The organism is Tenacibaculum jejuense (assembly GCF_900198195.1).
Taxonomy (GTDB): Bacteria; Bacteroidota; Bacteroidia; order Flavobacteriales; family Flavobacteriaceae; genus Polaribacter; species Polaribacter jejuensis.
Genome location: NZ_LT899436.1, coordinates 1,987,998 through 2,010,297 on the forward strand (window position 1 = coordinate 1,987,998; position 22,300 = coordinate 2,010,297).

Sequence of the window (22,300 nt, forward strand, 5' to 3'; positions counted from 1 at the left end):
TAAAATAGTAAATTGCGTTTCTCAAATTATTCAATACAAATGAAAAAAGTTTTCCCAATACTAATACTTTTAGTGATGTCAATTCAAATTCAAGCACAAGATTTACCATATTATGAAATTCCAAAAGCTTCAGATTCCTATACAGCAGGTTCTGTAGCAAGTAGATTGATAGATGGTTTGGGGTTTCGTTATTATTGGGCAACTGAAGGTTTAACTGAAAAAGATCTAGCTTTTAAACCAACTCCAGAGTCTAGAACATCCGGGGAAACTATAGATCATATTTTAGGATTATCTCAAGTAGTACTAAATGCAGCTTTAAAAAAGCCAAACGGAGAAAAACAACCAGAAATGAGTTTTAAAGAGAAAAGAGAGAAAACACTACAGAATCTTAAAAAAGCAAGCGATATTTTAAAGAATGAAACAGATTTGACAGAGTTTAAAGTAATTTTTGGAGAAAATAAATTTCCTTTTTGGAATGCAATTAATGGTCCAATAGCAGATGCAATGTGGCACGTTGGGCAAGTTGTAACATTTAGAAGATCATCAGGAAACCCTTTCCCTAAAGGAGTTAGTGTATTTACAGGAAAAGTTAGAAAATAAATGACAATTAAAGATAAAATAGAATCGCTTAGAAAAGAATTAAATACGCATAATTATAATTATTATGTTTTAGATAACGCTACAATTTCTGATTATGAGTTTGATATTAAACTTAAAGAATTAGAAAAGTTAGAAGAAGAAAATCCTGAGTTTTTCGATCCGAATTCACCAACAAAAAGAATAGGAGGTGAAATCACTAAGAACTTCAATACAATTACCCATAAAAATAGAATGTATTCTTTAGATAACTCATATTCTAAAGAAGATTTATTAGACTGGGAAAAACGTATTCAGAAAAACTTAGGAACTACAGATATTGAATATACATGTGAGCTGAAGTACGATGGAGCATCTATCAACTTAACTTATGAAAATGGAAAATTCTTTAGCGCAGTTACTAGAGGAGACGGCTTTCAAGGTGATGAAGTAACAGCAAATATTCGTACCATAAAATCTATTCCATTACACCTTTCCGAAGATTTTGTGTCAAATTTTGAAATGAGAGGAGAAATCATACTTCCTTTAGAAGGATTTCATAAAATGAATGAAGATCGAGTTGCAAACGGAGAAGATCCTTATAGAAACCCGAGAAATACAGCTAGTGGAAGTTTAAAGTTACAAGATAGTGCAGAAGTAGCAAAAAGACCTTTAGATTGTCTTTTATATCAAGTTGTAACTAATGAAAGAAAATATAAAACTCATTTCCAGAGTTTAAATGCAGCTCGTAACTGTGGATTTAAAATACCAGATACTATAGCATTGGCAAAATCTATAGACGAAGTTCTAGCATTTGTGAATCATTGGGATGTTGAAAGACATAATTTACCTTATGAAACCGATGGTGTTGTAGTAAAAGTAAATTCTTTACAACAGCAAGAAGAATTAGGTTATACATCAAAATCACCAAGATGGGCAATTGCTTACAAATTTAAAGCAGAGCAGGTTACTACAATTTTAAATGAAATTACTTACCAAGTAGGAAGAACTGGAGCCATAACTCCCGTAGCAAATTTAGAGCCAGTTCATTTAGCAGGAACAATTGTAAAAAGAGCTTCACTTCATAATGCAGATCAGATTGAAAAATTAGATGTTCGTATTGGTGATACAGTTTTTGTTGAAAAAGGAGGAGAGATTATTCCCAAAATAATGGGAGTAGATGTATCAAAAAGAGCAGAAGATTCTTTACCAACTAAATATGCAGAACATTGTCCGGTTTGTAATACTCCATTAGTAAGAACAGAGGGAGATGCTAAACATTATTGTCTAAATGAGTTTGGATGTGCGCCACAAATTACTGGTAAAATCCAACATTACATTAGTAGAAAAGCAATGGATATTGATGGTTTAGGATCTGAAACTGTCGATTTACTACATAAAGAAGGATTAATTAAGAATTATGCAGACATTTACGAGCTAACTGTTGAGCAAATTATTCCTTTAGAGAGGATGGCAGAGAAATCTGCTATGAATATGGTAGAAGGAATTAAAAAATCAAAAGAAATACCTTTCGAAAAAGTATTGTTTGCTTTAGGAATTAGATTTGTAGGTGAAACAGTAGCAAAAAAGTTAGCGAAACATTTTAAATCCATAGATAATTTATCATCAGCAAGTTTTGAAGATTTAATAGCTGTAGATGAAATAGGAGATAGAATAGCAGAAAGTGTTATTGCTTTTTTATCTGATGAAAATAATATCGAAATTATAAGTAGATTAAAAACTCATGGTGTGCAATTAGAAGTTTCTCAAGAAGCTTTAGCAAATCAAACTAATAAATTAGAAAGTAAAGTTTTTGTAGTTTCTGGAGTTTTTCATCAAATGAGTAGAAATGAACTAAAAAAAGCAATTGAAGATAATGGGGGGAAAGTAAGTAGTTCTATTTCTAAAAAAACAAACTATATTGTCGCTGGAGATAATATGGGACCTAGTAAGTTAGCTAAAGCTGAAGCTTTAAATATTCCTATTATTTCTGAGGAAGATTTTATCGAAATGATTAACTAACATCTATTGAGCAAAAAAGTAAGTTTAAAATTATTAACATCTATAAGTTATATTTTAACTAGCATACTAGCATTGTATGTGTTGGTGAATTTTGACGAAGAGTATAGCTTAAAAATATTACCAACAATGGTAGTGTTTTTAGCTTGCTTTTTGAAAATCAAGAATGTAGATAAACGTATTTTAGCTTTCTTTTTTTCTATCATTATTGCAGATACTACTATAGTAAATTTAAGAAACTTTGCTTTTGGATTGTATTTTCATAGTTTAAGCTTTTTAATTTTATGCTTTTTAAGTTATAGTTTTTTCAAGAAAAAAGTTAGAAAAGAAATCATAAACTACTTCTTAATCTTTCTTATATTATTTTTAATTATATTTTTCTTTACGATTAAAGATAAAGGTGATGCATACATTTCAATATTTATTTATGGAATATCTATTTGTTTAGCTACCTCTTTATTATTCACTAATTACTTGAAGATGATGATACCAGCTAATTATATGTTGTTTTTAGCGGTAGCTACCAGAATTTTATCAGATTCTATTTTAACCGTGGTACTTTTTAATAATTATGACATTTACTATGCAGTTTTAGCCTATTCAATTTATTTTGTCTCTAATTATTTATTTTACAGAGGATTCTTATTAAAACAACCTAATAATTGAATGGGAAGCAAAAGAATATTTTTCTACATATTATTTTTTTTGGTATCAATCATTGAGATTTATGCTGTAATTTATAACAAGAATGAACTAGATTTTATTTTCAAACCTTTAATAACTTCTACTCTTGTAGCTTTATATTTAGTTAGTGTAACTAAACCAAATTTTTGGTATGTTTCAGCTTTATTCTTTTCTTTTTGGGGAGATGTTTTATTATTATTTCCTGAAGACTTTTTTGTTTTAGGGCTATTATCATTTCTAATTACGCATGTAATTTATATAAAAATTATTTCAGGTTTTATCAAGAAAATTAAATTAGGTACAAAGATGTTTTCTTTTCTAGCGTTTTTAATCTATTTCTCTGCTATTATTTTTTTGATACAAAATAATCTTAAAGAACTATTTTTTCCTGTAATAATGTATGGTATAGTTATTTCTTTGTTTGGTACTACAGCTTTATTAAATTACATTAATAACAAGACTACAGAAAGTTTATGGTTATTCATTGGAGCATTGATTTTTATACTTTCAGATACGATACTTGCATTACATAAGTTTTACAGTCCACAGCCAATTTTTTTGAACTCAATAATGATCACTTATATCGTAGCTCAGTTTTATATATGTAAAGGGATGATTTCTAAAGGTAATTTAGAAGTTTAAAAAAGGAATATCTTTTTTATTAAGAAATAAAAGTATTCCTCCACTAATTAGAGTAATAATAGCCATTATAAATAATGCACCACCATCATTATTGTGAATAATTCCAATTTTTATAATGTGAGAAAAAATTGCTCCAGACATTACACCAACTGTTATTAATGCACCTAGCCAAGTTTTTTTAGGTAAAAAAAGTAAAATTGTAGCTATTAGTTCAATAATACCGGTTCCAATTCTCATGAAAGCTTCATTTTCACCAGCTACTTTTGTAAATAAGTCAACACTAGTCATATCCGCAGTAAACTTAAAGAATAAAGTTTGTAACATAATAATACCTGCAAGGACTTTAAGAGCTAAGGGTAAATGTTTTTTCATAATAAAAACTAAATATATTTTACAGCTTAGACGATAGAAGTCTGATATCTTTTCAATTAAATTAAAAAAATATAAACAAGAGGTTTAATATCATCAGTTTCTCTCAAGTATTCAGATTAAATAAAAAATTAAACATGAAACAAAAATTTGTGTATTCTTATTAAAAGCCTGACTAAAATCAAATAAAGCTTTAATTTTACTCAAAATTTATCACTAAAATGCAACAATTTATAGGTACAGGAGTGGCTTTAGTAACTCCTTTTAACGAAGATAGAAGTATAGATTTTGATGGTTTAGAAAGATTAGTAAACTATCAAATAGATAATGGTGTAAACTATTTAGTTGTTTTAGGAACTACAGGAGAGCCAGCTACTTTAACAAATGAAGAAAAAGAAGCTGTAAAAACTAAAATCATAGAAGTTAATAATGGAAGATTGCCATTAGTAATTGGTATTGGAGGAAACAATACAGCTGCAGTAGTAGAAGAGATTAAAAATACAGATTTAACTCATTTTGATGCGATCTTATCGGTTTCTCCATATTACAATAAACCAACTCAAGAAGGAATTTATCAACACTTTAAAGCAGTTGCAGAAGCTACAGATAAACCTATTATATTATATAATGTTCCTGGTAGAACTTCATCTAATATGTTACCAGAAACTATAGTTCGTTTAGCAAAAGATTTCGAAAACCTTGTAGCTGTTAAAGAAGCTAAAGGAGATATAGTTCAAGCCATGCGAATTATTGAGTTAGCTCCAAAAGATTTTTTAGTAATTTCAGGAGATGATATGATTGCTTTACCTATGACTTTGGCAGGTGGTTCTGGAGTTATTAGCGTAATTGGTGAAGGATTACCAAAAGAGTTTTCTTCGATGATTCAACTTGGGTTAGAAGGAAAAACTAAGGAAGCTTATAAATTACATTACAAAGTAATGAACAGTATCGATTTAATATTTGCTGAAGGAAACCCAGCAGGAATAAAATCGTTACTACAGAAACGAGGAATTTGTTTAGATGAAGTTCGTTTGCCTTTAGTAAAAGCTTCGGAAGAATTACAAACTCAAATTTCAGATTTTGTAGATACTTTGTAAAAGTTAGACAAAATAAAGTTAAAAAACCATACGCTTATACCTTAAGTGTATGGTTTTGTGGTTTATTAAATATGTTAAGTTTTAAGATTTAATAAGTTTAAAAACTAAACCTTACTACTAATGAAACCAACTAAAATTTTATCTTGTTTTTTACTTAGCTTTTTATTGTGCAATTGTGAATCAATAAAATTACCTAAAGCAGAAACTTTAGGAGAAGAAAACTCTTCGTATTCTTATGTTCCGATAGATCCTTTTCCGGTATCTACCGTTATGGGTAATAGTTGTTTACCATGCCAACCCAATGAAATTATTCCATATAAGACTTTATTGAACTCTTTTCCAGATCAAACAGTTCGTCTATCAGTTGCTAAATTAAATACAGATGGTTCAATTACTTATGGAAGTGTTGTAAAAGCCACAGCAAAAAATGAAACTTATGAAGTAACTTTAGATTATGTAAATGTAGATGTTACTCAAATTCCCTTTTTTTACAGACAAAGAGTAACTTATGCTAACCTCGAAGAGACTGATAATAAAAAAAAGAAAAAAAAGACAGTTTACGATATAGAACCAAGTATTCGATATGATGAGCATACAAATGAATGTGGGCAAATACCAAATACAGATGCTAATAAAATGTATAGAATAGAAAAAGAAGAAATTAGAAAAAAATTTCCTTTTGATAAAGGATGGCAAGAGAAAGTCGTTCCTGTGTACATAGGAGTTGGTTTAAGAGTTGTAGCAAGAGTAACTGTTTTAGATGCCAATGTGAACTTATCAGGTTTAGGAGTTATTGGAAGTGAAGCAAAAGCAGGACGATTAAAAGGAAGTTTAAGCGTACAAACATTAGGGATTACAGGAAGAAGTGTGTCTTCTGCTTTACCTTTACCAAGTGAAATAAATGAAACTACTATACAAAATGCTATCTTATCTATAGGAACGATTAAAGCTCAATTATACTCATTAACTCCTAAAGATGAAAAAAGCGAAACAAACAAAGATGGAATTGTTATTTCTCCTAGAGTAGTAGGTATATATAAACCGTTTAAAGGAGGCGCAGAAGTCATAAATCCAATTATTTCTGAGTTAGCAAGACAACCAGTTCGTTGGTATCGACCTTGTAAAAATCCAGCTAAATATCCGAGCTCTTGTTCAGAGAAAAAATAAATTTAACATACGTTTAGTAGCTTATTCATTTATATTATCCGTTATTGCTTTTGAATTTCAAAGGAAATTCAATTTTAATAATACATAATTAATTAGTAATTTTGCAAAATGCAAAAAATGAAGAGAATAGTATACGTAGTAATTGCATTTTTAATGTTAACTTCATGTGGAGAGTACCACAGAGCTTTAAATAGAGGTACTACAGATGAACAGTACAAGATGGCAATAAAAATGTACGAAGCTGAAAAATACAGTAGGGCTTTACGTTTGTTTGAAAAAATCACACCTTCATACAGAGGAAAACCTCAAATGGAGCGTATACAATATATGGTGGCCAATTCTAACTTAAATGAAAAAAATTATGGAATTGCTGGATACTATTTTGGACGCTTTTCAGACAATTATCCAAAGAGTTCTAAAAGAGAGGAAGCAGATTTCCTTTCTGCATTAAGTTATTACAAAGCAACACCATCTTACACAAAAGATCCAACTAACATTAACAAAGCTATTGATGCTTTTCAATCTTTTATTGATAAATATCCTGATTCACCAAAGTTGGCTGAAGCAAATAAATATTATCAAGAATTACGTTATATGTTAGAAAGTAAAGCTTTTGATATAGCAAAAAATTACTATAATACGGCTGAAACAGATCCAAGAAATTATAGAGCTGCCATTGTAGCATTTGATAACTTATTATCAGATTTTCTAGGAACTACTTACAAAGAAGAAGCTTTGTTTTATAGATTAAAAGCAGCTCACGATTTAGCAGTAAAAAGTAGAGTGAAAAAGAGAGGAGAAAGAACTAAAGTTGCATTAAAAGCTTATGAAAAGTTAAAACGTAATTTTCCAAAGACAAGGTTTGAAAAAGAGTCTGAAGAAATGTATGCTACTTTAAAAGAGATAGAACAAGATTTACAAAAACAATTAGTTAAAAGTTAAATATGAATTACAAAGAAACTAAAGCCCCTGTTAGTACAGTGACTTATGATAGAGAAGCTATTGAAGCATCTACTGATAACATTTATGAGGCTATTTCTATCATAGCTAAAAGAGCGACTCAAATTAATTCTGACTTAAAAAAAGAATTGGTAGACAAATTAGATGAGTTTGCAACTTATAACGATAGCTTAGAAGAGGTTTTCGAGAACAAAGAACAAATCGAAGTTTCTAAATTTTACGAAAGATTACCAAAGCCAACAGCTATAGCCGTAGAAGAGTGGTTAAGCGACAAAATTTATCACCGTTCTACTACTGATAAAAAGAAATAATTAATGTCTATACTTCAAGGCAAGAAGGTATTACTTGGTATTACCGCTGGTATAGCAGCATATAAAACGGCTAGCTTAGTCCGTTTATTTATAAAATCAGGCGCAGAAGTCAAAGTAGTTATGACTCCTGCGTCTAAAGATTTTATAACACCTTTAACGTTATCCACATTATCCAAAAATCCTGTCCATTCTACATTTTACGACAAAGAAGATGAAAATGAATTATGGAATAATCATGTTGATCTAGGCTTATGGGCAGATATTATGGTTATAGCACCTGCTACAGCCAATACATTATCTAAAATGACAAATGGCAGTTGTGATAATTTATTGTTAGCAACATATTTGTCAGCAAAATGTCCTGTGTATTTTGCTCCTGCGATGGATTTAGACATGTACAAACATCCATCAACAAAATCTAGTTTAGAGAATTTACAACGATTTGGAAACATAATGATTCCAGCTACTTCAGGTGAATTAGCTAGTGGTTTAGTTGGAGAAGGAAGAATGGCAGAACCAGAAGATATAGTTAGTTTTATAGAAGATGATATATTAGCAAAATTACCTTTAAAAGGGAAAAAACTATTGTTAACAGCAGGACCAACTTATGAAGCTATAGATCCTGTGCGTTTTATAGGAAATCATTCTTCTGGTAAAATGGGATTTGCTATAGCAAAAACCGCAGCAAATTTAGGAGCAGAAGTATATCTAGTTTCTGGACCATCTCATCAAATAATAAAACATTCTTTAGTACACAGAATAGATGTAACTTCAGCTCAAGATATGTATGATGCTTGTCATAAATATTTTGCTAACGTCGATATTGCTATTCTTTCTGCCGCAGTTGCAGACTATAGACCAAAAAATGTAGCAACTCAAAAAATAAAAAAGAAGGATGCTTCGTTAATAATTGAGTTAGAACCGACAAAAGATATACTGAAATCTTTAGGAGAAATAAAGAAAAATCAACTATTGGTTGGTTTTGCTTTAGAAACTAATGATGAAGTATCAAATGCTCAAAAGAAGATCGAAAAGAAGAATTTAGATTTAATCGTTTTAAATTCTTTAAGAGATAAAGGAGCTGGATTTGCCAGAGATACAAATAAAATTACTATTATTGATTCAGATTTTAAAGAAAAATCATTTCCATTAAAATCTAAAAAAGAAGTAGCTAAAGACATTATCGATGAAATCATTCAAAAACTAAGTCACTAAAGTTTTCTTTGATTTCAAACGATATTAATTTAATATTTACCAAGTATTATGATTGCCCAAAAAAGACTTGTTTTTTTATTCATAGCATTATTATCAACATTAACAATAATAGCTCAAGAAGAATTAAATGCTGTAGTTGTTGTAAATGCAGATAGAGTTCAAAGTACAAACAAACAAGTATTCAGTACACTAGAGCAATCACTAACAGAATTCATTAATCAAACCAAATGGACGAATAAGAAGTTTTCACCTCAAGAGAGAATAAACTGTGCTTTTACGATCATTATAAATGAACAAAATGCGAATAATTTCTCAGCTACTTTACAGGTACAATCTTCTAGACCCGTTTATAATTCATCTTACGAAACTCCTTTATTAAATATTAATGATACAAATTTAAATTTTCAATACAACGAATTCGAACAATTGCTATTCAATCCGAATTCTTTTGATTCTAATTTAGTTTCTATCATGGTATTTTATGTTTACGTAATTTTAGGAGTAGATGCTGATAGTTTTGCACTCAGAGGAGGAGAAAATTATTTTAAGCAAGCCGAAAATGTAATGTTGCAAGCACAACAAGGAGGAGAATCTGGATGGGAGAACAAAATAGGTGAGCAGAATCGTTTCGCATTAATTGATAGTTTATTATCGTCTAAATTTGGAGCTTTACGTTCTATTTATTATGAATATCATAGAAAAGGCTTTGATTTATTTGCAGATAAAGAACGAGAAGCTAAGCAAAATATAGCAAATAGCTTACTACAGTTAGATAAGCTATTCAATATTACTGTTGGAAATTATATGATTCGTGTTTTTCTTGATGCTAAATCAAATGAGATTAGAGAAACTTTTTCTCAAGGAAAAACAATAGGGATGGAAAATAAACTGAAAGAAACCCTACAACGAATATCACCTACTTTAAACAATCAGTGGAAAGAAATAAAATCTTAGTTTTCTTTTAAGATTATAGTTATAAGTTTACTATTTCTTTTTTACTTAAATTCCGTATTTTTACTCGCTCTAAATGTTGGAATTTGTTAGCAAAATTATTTATACAAAATTATGCGTTGATAGATAAGTTATCTATCGATTTCACTGAAGGTTTATCTATTATAACTGGTGAAACTGGTTCTGGTAAATCTATTCTTTTAGGAGCTTTAGGTTTAGTATTAGGAAACAGAGCAGACTTATCATCACTAAAAAATAATGATACAAAGTGTATTATTGAAGCTGAATTTAATTTAGCAGCATATAAATTAGAGCGATTTTTTTCAAAAAATGATCTCGATTATGAAGAGAATACGATTATTAGAAGAGAAATACTTCCTTCAGGTAAATCAAGAGCATTTGTAAACGATACACCAGTTAATCTTAGTAATTTAAGTCAATTAAAATCTAAGTTAATCGATATTCATTCACAACATCAAACATTACAATTATCTGATGTAGATTTTCAGTTTTCTATTCTAGATGCTTTAGCGAAGAATGATAAAAAAATAGCTTCATATAAACGAGGTTTAAAACAATATAATGTATTAGTTTCTGAACTTAAGAAACTTAAAGAAAATCAGCAACAAGAACAACAACAATACGAATACAATTTACACTTATTTAAGGAATTAGAAGAAGCAGATTTTAAATCTAATGAACAAGATGAATTAGAAAAAAAACTCGATGTTTTAAATAATGTAGAAGATATAAAAGTAAGCTTATCAGAAGCAATTCAAATTACGACTGGTGAAGAATTTGGAGTGCAAAATTTATTAAATTCATTAGAAAATAGTATTCAAAAAATAAGTGGTTTTTCTAAGGAATATGAAACATTACATCAAAGGATAACTAGTGTAAAAATTGAAATAGATGATATTGTTACAGAAATAGAAAACTCTAATGAGATTGTTGAATTTAACCCTGTAGAATTAGAAACTATAAACGATAGACTTCAATTATTGTATAGTTTACAAAAAAAGCACCAAGTAGCGACTATAGATGAGTTGTTAGTTATTTATGAAGGTTTGGCAGAAAAAGTAAATTCTGTTGAAAATGCTTCAGAAATTATAACTAATAAACAAAAAGAAATTGATGAGGTAGCTGAAAAATTAGATAGTGTTGCGAAATTAATCACAGAAGCTAGAGAAAAAGCCATTCCTAAACTAAAAAAAGAGCTAGAGTTTTTACTTTCAGAATTAGGTATGCCAAATGCGACTTTTTCTATAGCCGTTCAACCTACAGAAAAATATCAGTCTAATGGTAAAGACGAATTACAGTTTTTATTTTCTGCAAATAAAGGTGGTAACTACGGAGAGTTAAAAAAGGTAGCTTCAGGAGGAGAATTATCTCGAATAATGTTATCTGTAAAAAAGATTTTATCTCAAAATACGAAATTACCAACTATTATTTTTGATGAAATTGACACTGGAGTATCAGGTGAAGTTTCAAATAAAATAGCAGACATTATGCAAAAAATGGGAAATTATATGCAAGTAATAGCTATTACCCATTTACCTCAAATTGCTTCTAAAGGAATATCACATTTTAAAGTATATAAAGAAGAAGTAGATGGAATAACATCTTCTAATTTAAAACAATTAACCAAAGAAGAACGAATTGTAGAAATAGCTGAAATGTTAAGCGGTAAAGATATATCTGACAGCGCTTTAATTCATGCTAAAGAATTATTAAATTAAGAAGTTATGAGTGATAATAGAGCAGAAAATTTATTCTTTGAAGCCGATCAATTAATTGATGAAAATAGAATTATAGAAGCAAAAGAAATGCTTATTGATCTTTTGGCAGAATTCCCAGACTATGGTAGAGCACATAATCATTTAGGTTGGTTATATAATTTAAAATTTAATAATTATCCTAAGGCTAAAAAACACCTAGAGTTAGCTATTAAATTTGCACCAGATTATCATGCAGCATATAGCAATTATTCATATCTATTAATCGATATGAATCTTAATGATGAAATGATTACATTTGGCAACAAAGTAAGACAAATATCAACAGCAGATAAGTCTACAATTTTTAACAAAATGGCGCAAGCTTATGAGTTAAAAGGAGAGTTTATGAATGCTCACAAGCATTATAAATTAGCAATTAAAGAAACACTAAATAATAAAACATTAGACTCAATTTATGCTTCAATTAGCAGAGTTAAGAAAAAAATGAGTCTGATACAAAGATTGAAATTAATTAACCAATAAGATAATAAACACTAAATTATGTATAACTTATTAAAAGGTAAGAAAGGAATTATTTTTGGGGCGTTAGACCAAAACTCTATAGCATGGAAAGTAGCGGAGAGAGCTCATGAGGAAGGAGCAGAGTTTGTTTTAACTAATGCACCTATTGCGTTACGTATGGGACAATTAAAAGAATTAGCTGAAAAAACTGGTTCTGAAATTATTCCTGCTGATGCAACTTCTATGGAAGATTTAACGAATTTAGTTGAAAAGTCTATGGAAATTTTAGGAGGAAAATTAGACTTTGTTTTGCACTCTATAGGAATGTCTGTTAACGTACGTAAAGGACGTGCTTATACTGATCCTAAATATGATTTTACAACTAAAGGTTGGGATGTTTCTGCGGTTTCTTTTCATAAAACAATGAATGTTTTATATAACAAAGAGGCAATGAATGAATGGGGAAGTATCGTTGCTTTAACTTATATGGCTGCGCAGAGAGTTTTTCCTGATTATAATGATATGGCAGATAATAAAGCTTTCTTAGAGTCAATTGCTAGAAGCTTTGGATATTTCTTCGGAAGAGATCATAATGTTCGTGTAAATACAATTTCTCAATCTCCAACACCAACTACAGCTGGACAAGGAGTTAAAGGATTTGATGGATTTATCAGTTATGCTGAAAAAATGTCTCCATTAGGAAATGCTACAGCTTTAGAATGTGCTGATTACACGATTTCATTATTCTCTGATTTAACAAAAAAAGTAACCATGCAAAACTTATTTCATGATGGAGGATTCTCTAATGTAGGTGTTAGTGATGCTGTTATGGAACGTTTTACTGAAGAATAAAGTAATTTAAACCAAATACAAAAATGCAAATCTTTAGATTTGCATTTTTTGTAAAAACTTACCACAAAATGCGCATAGAATTTATAGAAAATCAACTTGAAGATTTAAGAAAACAGTTACAAGCTCACTCTTTATATGCTACCTTGAAGGATATAGAAGATATTAAAACTTTTATGGAAGAGCATGTATTTGCTGTTTGGGATTTTATGTCGTTACTAAAAGCATTACAGTTCCATTTAACAAATACAAATGTTCCATGGTTACCAGTAAGAAACTCTGTTACGGCAAGATTTATAAATGAAATTGTGCATGGAGAAGAAACAGATATTAATGAACTAGGTGAGCCTAAAAGTCATTTTGAAATGTATCTAGATGCTATGAATGAAGTTGGAGCTAACACTTCTGAAATAGACACATTCGTTGAAGAGATTACTGATATTAATTCTGTAATAAATACGTTAAAAAAACTTGAAATAAGTGAAACTACTCAAAAATTTGTAGCGTTTACTTTCGATGTCATAAAAGTTAATCAACCGCATATTATTGCTGCATGTTTTACGTTTGGTAGAGAGGATATTATTCCAGATATGTTTTTAGAGATCATCAAAAAGGCTGAGTTAGATGGTGATAAAAAGTTTACAAAACTTAAATATTACTTAGAAAGACATATAGAATTAGATGGAGATGAACACGGACCATTATCGTTACAAATGATTAGTGAGTTATGTGGAAATGATGAACAAAAATGGAATGATGTTTTAAAATATGCCAGAAAATCAATGCAAATGCGTATTAATTTATGGAATGGAATTGAAAAAAAAATTAAGAAATCTGTTTTAGTATGAGTGAAATAAGGATATCACTTGTTGTACCGGTTTATAATCGTCCTGATGAAATACAAGAACTTCTAGAAAGCTTAACTCAGCAAGATTTTAAAAAGAAGTATGAAATAGTAATTGTAGAAGATGGTTCAACAGAATCTTCAGAAGCTATAGTAAATACATATGCTTCACAATTAAATATCAGTTACTTTTTCAAACCAAATAGTGGTCCAGGTGATTCAAGAAATTATGGTATGAAAAGAGCTTGGGGAAATTATTTTATCATTTTAGATTCTGATGTGATATTACCAAGTCATTATTTATCTACGATTGATAAATTTCTATCCGAAAATTATTTAGATTGCTTTGGTGGAGCAGATGCAGCACATGAAAGTTTTACAGATCTTCAAAAAGCAATAAATTATGTAATGACTTCTTTCTTTACTACTGGAGGAATACGAGGTGGTAAAGTAAAAGTTCAAAAGTTTGAACCAAGAAGTTTTAATATGGGAATTTCAAAAGAAGCTTTTGAAGTAACAAAAGGTTTCTCTAAAATTCATCCTGGTGAAGATCCCGATTTATCTCAAAGAATAGTAAATAAAGGGTTTACTACAGGTTTTTTACCAGATGCATATGTTTATCATAAAAGAAGAATTTCTTGGGAGAAATTCCATACACAAGTCAAAAAATTTGGCCTAGTGCGTCCAATTTTAACCAAATGGCATCCAGTTACAGCCAAATTAACATTTTGGTTTCCAACTTTATTTGTTCTTTTTGTAGTTTTATCTCTATTGGGAGGAGTATTAGTTAATCCCGTAGCTTTAATTCCTTTAGTAAGTTATTTATTACTTTTATTTGTACACTCAACAATTCTAAACAAAAGTATTAAAGTTGGATTTTTATCTATTTACGCAGTATTTATTCAATTTTTTGGCTACGGATTGGCTTTTTTGAAATCTACTTTTTACATTCGCTTATTAAATAGAAATCCGGAAACACAATTTCCAAAATTATTTTTTAAATAGGTGAAAAGAATATTAGTTACAGGAGGAGCAGGTTTTATTGGCTCACATTTATGCGAGCGATTATTAAATGAAGGTAATGAGGTAATTAGTTTAGATAATTATTTTACTGGAAGTAAAAAAAATATAATTCACCTCTTAAATAATCCTTATTTTGAAGTAGTTCGTCACGATATTACTGAACCTTATTATGCAGAAGTAGATGAAGTATACAATTTAGCTTGTCCTGCTTCACCAATTCATTATCAGCATGATCCTATTAAAACGATTAAAACGTCTGTTGTTGGAGCAACAAATATGTTAGGATTAGCTAAAAGAATTAATGCAAAAATTTTACAAGCTTCAACGAGTGAAGTTTACGGAGATCCTAAAATTCATCCACAACCAGAGTCTTATTGGGGAAATGTAAATCCTATTGGTTTAAGATCTTGTTATGATGAAGGAAAAAGATGTGCAGAGTCTTTATTTATAAATTACCACAAGCAAAATGATGTTCGAATTAAAATTATTCGAATATTTAATACTTATGGAACTAGAATGAATACGAATGATGGTCGTGTTATTTCTAATTTTATTGTACAAGCTTTAAAAGGAGAAAATATTACTATTTACGGAGATGGAAGTCAAACTAGAAGCTTTCAGTATGTAGATGATTTAGTTGAAGGAATGATTCGTATGATGAATACTGATGATACTATTACAGGTCCTATAAACATTGGTAATCCAGGAGAGTTTTCTATTTTAGATTTAGCCAAAAAAATCATAGATATCACCAATTCTAAATCACAATTAATTTTCAAACCATTACCTGAAGATGACCCAATGCAGCGTAAACCTGATATTTCTTTAGCCAAGAAAACATTAAACGATTGGGAACCTAAAATTCCATTAGATGAAGGATTACTTAAGGTTATCGACTATTTTAAAGGTGTGATTTAAATTAAAACTATTTACTTTAAGTTTGTTTAAAAAGTATCTAATAATAGTAATTTTCCTTTTATTTTCCTGTAATTCAAGAATTGAAGATAAAGTTAAAGTGGGATTAATAAATGTAATCAATAATGATTCTCTATATGAGTTATTGACTAACGATTTTCATTTTAAATATTATAAAGATGGAGTAGGGAAAGAAAGAATAAAACCAATTAAAAATGATACTATAATTCTATTAAAAAACAATTTAACTACTTCTAAAATCTTAGATAATATAAATAAAAATCGAATTTTACTTTTAAACAGGGGACAAATTTGTAATTTATCAGTTAATCATGATAAAAAAAGAAAAGTAATGAGACCTTTTTTAGAAATGCTTTATGATGAAAAATTAAATAAAGTAGTATTTGAAATTAAGCATTTAGTACCACAATATCTTAATAATAATTATAAATGTATTGAGTTAGGTGAAAACGATTTGTAAAGGCTTAATTAAAAATACGATTCATTAAAACTTTAATTATTTGATTATTAGATGTTTTTGATCAGAAATTCTAAAACATCTAATTCTTATTTTCGTTGTTTTTACTTTTTAGTTGCAGAAGTGTGAACTTCAGTAAGACCTATTTCTTTAAATAATTCAACATTATTAGCGTTAATTCCACTACCAGCTAAAATGGTAATTTTATCACCGTATTTTTCATGTAAGTCTTTAAGTAGAACTAAACCTTCTTCAGCAGTATTTTTTTGTCCAGATGTTAATACACGATCAACACCTAAATCAATAAGTTGTTCTATTGCTTTATAAGGATCTGGAGTGATATCAAAAGCTCTATGAAAAGTAAAAGAAAGTGGTCTACTTAATTCTATTAAAGCTTTTGTACGCTCTACATGTATAGTATTATCACTATTCAATACACCTGAAACAATTCCAGAAAAGCCTAACTCTTTGCACAGCAGTATATTTTCCTTCATTATTTTATATTCTATTGGAGAAAAGTTAAAATCACCACTTCTTGGACGTATCAATACGAAAGAAGGAATATTAATATTTTCAGCTACAAGTTTTAATACTCCATAAGATGGTGTAATACCTCCTAATTGTAATTCAGAACATAATTCAATTCTATGAGCTCCAGCTTCTTCAGCATGTAAAGCAGATTGAAAAGAGTTAGCACAAATTTCTAATTTCATTAATTAATGATTATTTCATCAATAAAAGTCCAAGCTTTATATCCAGCACCTTGTTTTCCTTCTGGTATTATTCCGTAATTAGGAATATCGATATAAACTTTAGAAGCTTTTATGTTATTAAACTTCACATGTACGTTACAAAGGAGAGAATCGCGATTTTGTATTGAAATAAAATCGTGTTTTTTCACTTGTTCAGTACCAACGAAATCAAATTTGATCTTCTTTGGGGCATAAATCCACTGTCCATTCCCATTATGGAAGCGTATTTTTATTGAATTAATAGGAGTAAGGGTATCTAAATCTATTGAGACATTAACATCTTTTCCAAAAAAACCTAACCATTCTTTGTCACCATATCGTTTATTACTGCCAGAAACTCCATTAATTAAAGCTTTAGATCCACCAGCATTATACGATGGATTCGGTTCTGTATTTAATGTTATTTTTTTCCCTACAGCTTTATGCAAATTAATTTTTGTTGAAAAAAGCGGACTTATTTTGTTTCCATTTTTATCAAAAACCAATGCTTTAAGATGAGTTGTTTTTTTGATATCTATTGGATTTTTGTATAAGCTTGATTGTTTGTAAATAGGTACAGAACCATCAATTGTATACAAGATTTCTTCATTGTTAGCAGTAGAAAGTCGGTATGTTAACTTCCCGTTTCTGTCTATCAAATTGCCATTAATTTCATATATATGATTTGCATAATTAACACCTATATGGTTAAATCTTTGCTGAAAATATCTTAATCTCGATGTAAAATTAACATATTTTTTTTGATTTTCACTAGACCAAAGTACTTCAGATAAAGCTACAGCTCTTGGAAAGACCATATATTCTACTTTTTCAGGGGTTTTCATATACTCCGTCCAAACATTTCCTTGTGCACCTAAAACATATTTTTCTTCTTCTTTTGTTAAATCTTCAGGAATTGGGTTAAAATGATAAACTTTTTCTAATGGTAAGTAGCCTCCAATTGCCAAAGGTTCATTTTCATTCTCTGATTGATAATAATCAAAATAACAATGAGAAGTTGGAGTGAGTATAACATTATGTTTTTTTTTAGCTGCTTTTACAGCACCTTCAACTCCTCTCCAAGACATAACAGTTGCATTTGGTGCTAAGCCACCTTCGAGTATTTCATCCCAGCCAATAATTTGTTTTCCTTTACTGTTGATATATTTTTCCATTCGAGTGATAAAGTAACTTTGTAAGCCATGTTCATCTTTCAAATTTTTTTCTTTGATGAATTGCTGACAAAATTCTGAAGTTTTCCATTTTGTTTTTGGAGCTTCATCGCCACCGATATGAATATATTTTCCAGGAAATAAATCAACAACTTCGTCTACAACATCTTCTAAAAATTTAAATGTAGTTTCTGTAGGGCAATATACTTCATCAAAAACTCCCCAAGTTGTAGCAACTTTTACAGGAGTATCTGTACAACCTAATTCCGGATAAGCCGCGATGGCAGCTTGTGAATGTCCTGGCATTTCAATTTCAGGAATAATAGTGACAAAACGTTCACTAGCATAAGCAACAATATCTTTAATTTCTTTTTGAGTGTAATAACCACCATATTTTTTACCATCAAATTTTTGTGGTTGATCGTTATAGTGTCCAATTAAAGTTTCATCTCTATAAGCAGCAATTTCTTGTAACTTAGGATATTTTTTTATTTCAATTCTCCAACCTTGATCTTCAGTTAAGTGCCAATGAAATGTATTGTACTTCAATGAAGCGATTAAATCGATATACTTTTTTATAAAAGCTACAGAAAAATAATGTCTAGCTACGTCTAAATGCATTCCTCTATATTGAAATCGAGGTTTATCTTTTATTTTTATACACTGAATAGGAATTTCTTCCCCATTATTTACCACAGGTATTAGCTGTAATAAAGTTTGAACAGCATAAAAAGCTCCTTTACTTGTTTTAGATCCAATTATTATTGAGTTTTCATTTATATCAAGAGAATAACCTTCATTATCTGTTATGTTAGTATCGGTAACAAATTTTATTTCATTTTGAGCAGTAGTAGTATTACTATGTAATTGCAATTGATCATCAAGATAAGATCTTAAGTAGCGAATGACACTATGAAATCGGGTTTCACCACTAACATTTGTGTCTTTTGTAAGATTAAAAGTACCTTCTTTTAGTTCTTGTTCTAAAGGTATTGGGATAATATTAGGAGGAATAGGAGTTTTCTTTGAGTTTTCTTGTTTACAGTTAAAAAGACAAAAACATAGGATTCCCAAAAACAGATACGATTTCATTTTATTATCTTAGAATTTTCAAAATAACAACAAAACCAAATGAATTTTAGTAAACTGCTATTTATACTAGTTATTTTTTCAATTATTAGTTGTAAAAAGCGAGAAATTTCTCATGCACAAGATACAAAATCGTTATTAACTTATGTTAATCCTTTTATAGGAACTGGTGGTCATGGACATACATATCCAGGAGCAACAACGCCTTTCGGAATGATGCAATTAAGTCCAGATACACGCTTAGATGGTTGGGATGGTTGCTCTGGTTATCATTATTCTGATGAATATATTTACGGATTTTCGCACACACATTTAAGCGGAACTGGTGTTTCTGATTATGGCGATATTTTATTGATGCCAACAAATAAAGTAACTTTTAATAATGGAGCAGATGGTGAAGAAGGTTATCGTTCTAAATTTTCACATGATAAAGAAAAAGCAGAACCAGGATTTTACAAAGTACATTTAGATGATACTGATATTGATGTTGAACTTACTGTTGCTAAACGTAGTGGAATGCATAAGTATCAGTTTCCTTCTGCTGAAAACCAAGTGATCGTTTTAGATTTAGAACATAGAGATCAGTTATTAAATGCTTCTTTAGAAATAGTTTCGAATACTGAATTTAAAGGTAGTAGAAGTTCAAAAGCTTGGGCTACAAATCAAAAATTATTTTATTCAATTCAGCTTTCACATCCTATCGATACTAGTTTTGAACATTATGCTCAAAAAAATGCTGAACGTTATGCTTTTAAACTTGTTAACCCAAATAATGAACCGGTTTATGTTAAAATAGGAATTTCAGCGGTAGATATTGAGGGAGCGAAAAAGAATTTAGCACAAGAAATAGGAAATAAAACTTTTTCAACAGTTAAAAAAGAAGCTCAAAAAACTTGGGAAAAGCAATTAAGAAAAATAGTTGTTGAAAGTGATAACGAAGATTATAAAGTCAATTTCTATACATCTATGTATCACACAATGATTGCTCCGAATTTATATCAAGATGTTGACGGTCGTTACAGAGGAATGGATTTAAAAATTCATGAAACGAAAGATTTTGATTATTACACAGTTTTCTCTCTTTGGGATACCTATCGAGCAACGCATCCACTATATACAATTATTGAGCAAGATAGAACGAATGATTTCATTAATACATTTTTAGCAAAATATGACGAAGGAGGTATTATGCCAATTTGGGATTTATCTGCTAATTATACAGGTTGTATGATTGGTTATCATGCCGTTCCAGTAATTGCAGATGCATATTTAAAAGGAATTAAAGATTACGACGCAGAAAAAGCTTTGCTAGCAATGAAACATTCTGCGACAAGAGATAAGTTAGGATTAAAGTCTTATAAATCTTTAGGATATATTCCTGTGGAAGAAGAAAGTGAATCGGTTTCTAAAACATTAGAATATGCTTACGACGATTGGACAATCGCTCAGATGGCTAAACAAATGGGAAAAGAAGAAGATTATAAAGAATATATTCAACGCGCACAGTATTACAAGAATATTTTCGATCCGAAAACACAATTTATGAGAGGTCGATTCAGAAATACTTGGTTTGCACCTTTCGATCCGTATGAAGTAAACTTTAATTATACAGAAGCGAATGCTTGGCAATACAGTAATTATGTTCCTCAAGATGTTTCAGGATATATAAAATTATTAGGTGGAGTTTCTGTTTTAGAAAAGAATTTAGATACACTTTTTGCTGCTGAATCAAATACTTCAGGGCGTCATCAAAAAGATATTACCGGATTAATTGGTCAGTATGCACATGGAAATGAGCCAAGTCATCATATGGCATATTTGTATAATTATGTAGGGAAACCAAGTAAAACGCAAGAGAAGATATATCAAATTTTAACAGAGCAATACACAAATGCTCCAGATGGTATTTCTGGAAATGAAGATTGCGGACAAATGAGCGCTTGGTATATTTTTAGTTCGTTAGGATTTTATCCTGTTACGCCAGGTTCTAACGAATATATTATTGGTACACCATTACTTAAAAAAGCTACAATCCATTTAGAAAACGGTAAAACATTTACAGTAGTTGCTGAAGGAATTAATGCAGAAAATAAATACATTAAAAACGCGAGATTAAATGGTAAAACTTTAGATCGAACTTTTATATCACATGAGGAAATTGTAAACGGAGGTTCTTTAGAATTTGAAATGACAAATTCACCAAGTAATTGGGGAACACAAGAAAATACTTTACCAAAGAGTAGTATAGAAGATCATTTAATTGTTCCTGCTCCATTCATAGAGAAAGGAGAAGTAGCTTTTAAAGGAAATACCCAAGTTGTATTAGCGAATGCTGACACAAATGCTGAAGTATATTTCAAATTAAATGATGGAGAATTTAAAAAATACGAGCAACCGATTCAACTTTCAGAAAAGACAAAGTTATCAGCTTATTCAAAAATAGGAGAGACTAAAAGTGCAGTTATTAAAACAAACTTTGTGAAAATTGATCCGAATATTAAAATTTCTTTAGAAACAGCATATGCAAATCAATATAATGCTGGAGGTGATCATGCACTAATCGATGGAATAAAAGGAGCCAGAGATTTTAGAACTGGAACTTGGCAAGGATATTCTAATGTAGATGTAGTTGCAACTGTCGATTTAGGAAAAGAAAAGTGGGTTGAAAGTATCAGTACAAATTATTTAGAAGATCAACGTAGTTGGATATTCTTACCAACATCAGTTTCATATTATACTTCTGTAGATGGAAAAACGTACAAGCAAGTAGCTGATTTAAAAATTGATTCAGCTAAACCTAAAGAAAATACTAATATAAAAGAAGTAACAATGCATTTGAAAGGAAGTAATGTGAGGTATGTAAAAGTTGTTGCTAAAAAACTGGGTGATTTACCAGAATGGCATTTAGGATACAAGCATAATGGTAAGTCTTGGATATTTATTGACGAAATAATGATAAAATAATAGA

General features: G+C 29.7%; 21 protein-coding genes. 18 read left to right on the forward strand and 3 right to left on the reverse strand.

Annotated features, from left to right (window positions below):
- Positions 1–39 precede the first annotated feature (39 nt).
- The 4 genes from AQ1685_RS08835 to AQ1685_RS08850 are packed head-to-tail and all read left to right on the forward strand — an operon-like array spanning position 40 to position 3,921.
- On the forward strand, positions 40–600 hold the full coding sequence (locus AQ1685_RS08835; RefSeq protein WP_095071362.1) for a DinB family protein: 561 nt from the start codon (positions 40–42) through the stop codon (positions 598–600).
- Positions 601–2,598: an NAD-dependent DNA ligase LigA gene (gene ligA / locus AQ1685_RS08840; RefSeq protein WP_095071363.1), complete on the forward strand. Its 1,998-nt coding sequence runs from the start codon at positions 601–603 to the stop codon at positions 2,596–2,598.
- A gap of 6 nt (positions 2,599–2,604) precedes the next feature.
- Positions 2,605–3,261, forward strand: coding sequence for a hypothetical protein (locus AQ1685_RS08845; RefSeq protein WP_157730163.1), 657 nt, complete (start codon positions 2,605–2,607; stop codon positions 3,259–3,261).
- Positions 3,262–3,300: 39 nt separating this feature from the next.
- Positions 3,301–3,921 (forward strand): lysoplasmalogenase, encoded by a 621-nt coding sequence (locus tag AQ1685_RS08850; RefSeq protein WP_157730164.1) that lies wholly within the window; start codon positions 3,301–3,303, stop codon positions 3,919–3,921.
- Here AQ1685_RS08850 and AQ1685_RS08855 read toward each other — a convergent pair.
- On the reverse strand, positions 3,910–4,293 hold the full coding sequence (locus AQ1685_RS08855; protein WP_095071366.1) for a DoxX family membrane protein: 384 nt from the start codon (positions 4,291–4,293) through the stop codon (positions 3,910–3,912). The two genes, AQ1685_RS08850 and AQ1685_RS08855, sit on opposite strands and share 12 nt — an antisense overlap.
- Before the next feature lie 218 nt (positions 4,294–4,511).
- Between AQ1685_RS08855 and dapA the strand changes: the two genes are divergently transcribed.
- The 13 genes from dapA (at position 4,512) to AQ1685_RS08920 (ending at position 16,343) form a co-directional block, all read left to right on the forward strand.
- A complete protein-coding gene (dapA, locus tag AQ1685_RS08860; protein ID WP_095071367.1) occupies positions 4,512–5,387 on the forward strand; it encodes a 4-hydroxy-tetrahydrodipicolinate synthase in 876 nt (291 codons plus the stop codon).
- A gap of 120 nt (positions 5,388–5,507) precedes the next feature.
- Positions 5,508–6,554 (forward strand): hypothetical protein, encoded by a 1,047-nt coding sequence (locus tag AQ1685_RS08865; protein WP_095071369.1) that lies wholly within the window; start codon positions 5,508–5,510, stop codon positions 6,552–6,554.
- A 117-nt stretch (positions 6,555–6,671) separates the two neighbouring features.
- Complete coding sequence (locus AQ1685_RS08870; RefSeq protein WP_231970292.1) at positions 6,672–7,496, forward strand: outer membrane protein assembly factor BamD; 825 nt, start codon at positions 6,672–6,674, stop codon at positions 7,494–7,496.
- 2 nt (positions 7,497–7,498) lie between these two features.
- Positions 7,499–7,825, forward strand: coding sequence for a DNA-directed RNA polymerase subunit omega (locus tag AQ1685_RS08875; RefSeq protein ID WP_095071373.1), 327 nt, complete (start codon positions 7,499–7,501; stop codon positions 7,823–7,825).
- A 3-nt stretch (positions 7,826–7,828) separates the two neighbouring features.
- Positions 7,829–9,040: a bifunctional phosphopantothenoylcysteine decarboxylase/phosphopantothenate--cysteine ligase CoaBC gene (coaBC, locus tag AQ1685_RS08880; protein ID WP_095071375.1), complete on the forward strand. Its 1,212-nt coding sequence runs from the start codon at positions 7,829–7,831 to the stop codon at positions 9,038–9,040.
- A 48-nt stretch (positions 9,041–9,088) separates the two neighbouring features.
- Positions 9,089–9,994 (forward strand): type IX secretion system protein PorD, encoded by a 906-nt coding sequence (porD, locus tag AQ1685_RS08885; RefSeq protein ID WP_095071378.1) that lies wholly within the window; start codon positions 9,089–9,091, stop codon positions 9,992–9,994.
- An 83-nt stretch (positions 9,995–10,077) separates the two neighbouring features.
- On the forward strand, positions 10,078–11,730 hold the full coding sequence (recN, locus tag AQ1685_RS08890; RefSeq protein ID WP_095071382.1) for a DNA repair protein RecN: 1,653 nt from the start codon (positions 10,078–10,080) through the stop codon (positions 11,728–11,730).
- A gap of 6 nt (positions 11,731–11,736) precedes the next feature.
- Positions 11,737–12,252 carry a tetratricopeptide repeat protein gene (locus tag AQ1685_RS08895; RefSeq protein WP_095071385.1) on the forward strand — a complete coding sequence of 172 codons (516 nt, stop codon included), beginning with the start codon at positions 11,737–11,739 and terminating at the stop codon, positions 12,250–12,252.
- Between the two features lie 18 nt (positions 12,253–12,270).
- Positions 12,271–13,083, forward strand: coding sequence for an enoyl-ACP reductase FabI (locus AQ1685_RS08900; protein WP_095071387.1), 813 nt, complete (start codon positions 12,271–12,273; stop codon positions 13,081–13,083).
- Between the two features lie 68 nt (positions 13,084–13,151).
- Positions 13,152–13,928: a DUF3050 domain-containing protein gene (locus tag AQ1685_RS08905; RefSeq protein ID WP_095075040.1), complete on the forward strand. Its 777-nt coding sequence runs from the start codon at positions 13,152–13,154 to the stop codon at positions 13,926–13,928.
- Entirely contained in the window at positions 13,925–14,929 is a 1,005-nt protein-coding gene (locus AQ1685_RS08910) for a glycosyltransferase (protein ID WP_095071389.1), read from the forward strand. Before AQ1685_RS08905 ends, AQ1685_RS08910 begins: the two co-directional genes overlap by 4 nt.
- Positions 14,930–15,865 carry a UDP-glucuronic acid decarboxylase family protein gene (locus AQ1685_RS08915; protein ID WP_095071391.1) on the forward strand — a complete coding sequence of 312 codons (936 nt, stop codon included), beginning with the start codon at positions 14,930–14,932 and terminating at the stop codon, positions 15,863–15,865.
- Positions 15,866–15,962: 97 nt separating this feature from the next.
- Complete coding sequence (locus tag AQ1685_RS08920; RefSeq protein WP_095071393.1) at positions 15,963–16,343, forward strand: hypothetical protein; 381 nt, start codon at positions 15,963–15,965, stop codon at positions 16,341–16,343.
- Between the two features lie 101 nt (positions 16,344–16,444).
- On the opposite strand, the gene AQ1685_RS08925 is transcribed toward AQ1685_RS08920, so the two are convergent.
- A complete protein-coding gene (locus AQ1685_RS08925) occupies positions 16,445–17,053 on the reverse strand; it encodes a copper homeostasis protein CutC (protein ID WP_095071395.1) in 609 nt (202 codons plus the stop codon).
- A complete protein-coding gene (locus tag AQ1685_RS08930; RefSeq protein WP_095071398.1) occupies positions 17,053–19,335 on the reverse strand; it encodes a beta-N-acetylhexosaminidase in 2,283 nt (760 codons plus the stop codon). Before AQ1685_RS08930 ends, AQ1685_RS08925 begins: the two co-directional genes overlap by 1 nt.
- A gap of 39 nt (positions 19,336–19,374) precedes the next feature.
- Between AQ1685_RS08930 and AQ1685_RS08935 the strand changes: the two genes are divergently transcribed.
- Positions 19,375–22,296, forward strand: a complete 2,922-nt coding sequence (locus AQ1685_RS08935; RefSeq protein WP_095071400.1) for a GH92 family glycosyl hydrolase — start codon at positions 19,375–19,377, stop codon at positions 22,294–22,296.
- The last annotated feature ends 4 nt before the right edge of the window (positions 22,297–22,300 follow it).

What these genes read in the sequence shown, in the direction of transcription:
- ligA (WP_095071363.1), top strand. Translation starts at nt 601, where the DNA reads ATGACAATTAAAGATAAAATAGAATCGCTTAGAAAAGAATTAAATACG.
- AQ1685_RS08930 (WP_095071398.1), bottom strand. Translation starts at nt 19,335, where the DNA reads ATGAAATCGTATCTGTTTTTGGGAATCCTATGTTTTTGTCTTTTTAAC.
- AQ1685_RS08925 (WP_095071395.1), bottom strand. Translation starts at nt 17,053, where the DNA reads ATGAAATTAGAAATTTGTGCTAACTCTTTTCAATCTGCTTTACATGCT.
- porD (WP_095071378.1), top strand. Translation starts at nt 9,089, where the DNA reads ATGATTGCCCAAAAAAGACTTGTTTTTTTATTCATAGCATTATTATCA.
- AQ1685_RS08910 (WP_095071389.1), top strand. Translation starts at nt 13,925, where the DNA reads ATGAGTGAAATAAGGATATCACTTGTTGTACCGGTTTATAATCGTCCT.
- AQ1685_RS08870 (WP_231970292.1), top strand. Translation starts at nt 6,672, where the DNA reads ATGAAGAGAATAGTATACGTAGTAATTGCATTTTTAATGTTAACTTCA.
- AQ1685_RS08835 (WP_095071362.1), top strand. Translation starts at nt 40, where the DNA reads ATGAAAAAAGTTTTCCCAATACTAATACTTTTAGTGATGTCAATTCAA.
- AQ1685_RS08855 (WP_095071366.1), bottom strand. Translation starts at nt 4,293, where the DNA reads ATGAAAAAACATTTACCCTTAGCTCTTAAAGTCCTTGCAGGTATTATT.
- AQ1685_RS08935 (WP_095071400.1), top strand. Translation starts at nt 19,375, where the DNA reads ATGAATTTTAGTAAACTGCTATTTATACTAGTTATTTTTTCAATTATT.
- AQ1685_RS08895 (WP_095071385.1), top strand. Translation starts at nt 11,737, where the DNA reads ATGAGTGATAATAGAGCAGAAAATTTATTCTTTGAAGCCGATCAATTA.
- dapA (WP_095071367.1), top strand. Translation starts at nt 4,512, where the DNA reads ATGCAACAATTTATAGGTACAGGAGTGGCTTTAGTAACTCCTTTTAAC.
- AQ1685_RS08875 (WP_095071373.1), top strand. Translation starts at nt 7,499, where the DNA reads ATGAATTACAAAGAAACTAAAGCCCCTGTTAGTACAGTGACTTATGAT.
- AQ1685_RS08865 (WP_095071369.1), top strand. Translation starts at nt 5,508, where the DNA reads ATGAAACCAACTAAAATTTTATCTTGTTTTTTACTTAGCTTTTTATTG.
- coaBC (WP_095071375.1), top strand. Translation starts at nt 7,829, where the DNA reads ATGTCTATACTTCAAGGCAAGAAGGTATTACTTGGTATTACCGCTGGT.
- AQ1685_RS08905 (WP_095075040.1), top strand. Translation starts at nt 13,152, where the DNA reads ATGCGCATAGAATTTATAGAAAATCAACTTGAAGATTTAAGAAAACAG.
- AQ1685_RS08900 (WP_095071387.1), top strand. Translation starts at nt 12,271, where the DNA reads ATGTATAACTTATTAAAAGGTAAGAAAGGAATTATTTTTGGGGCGTTA.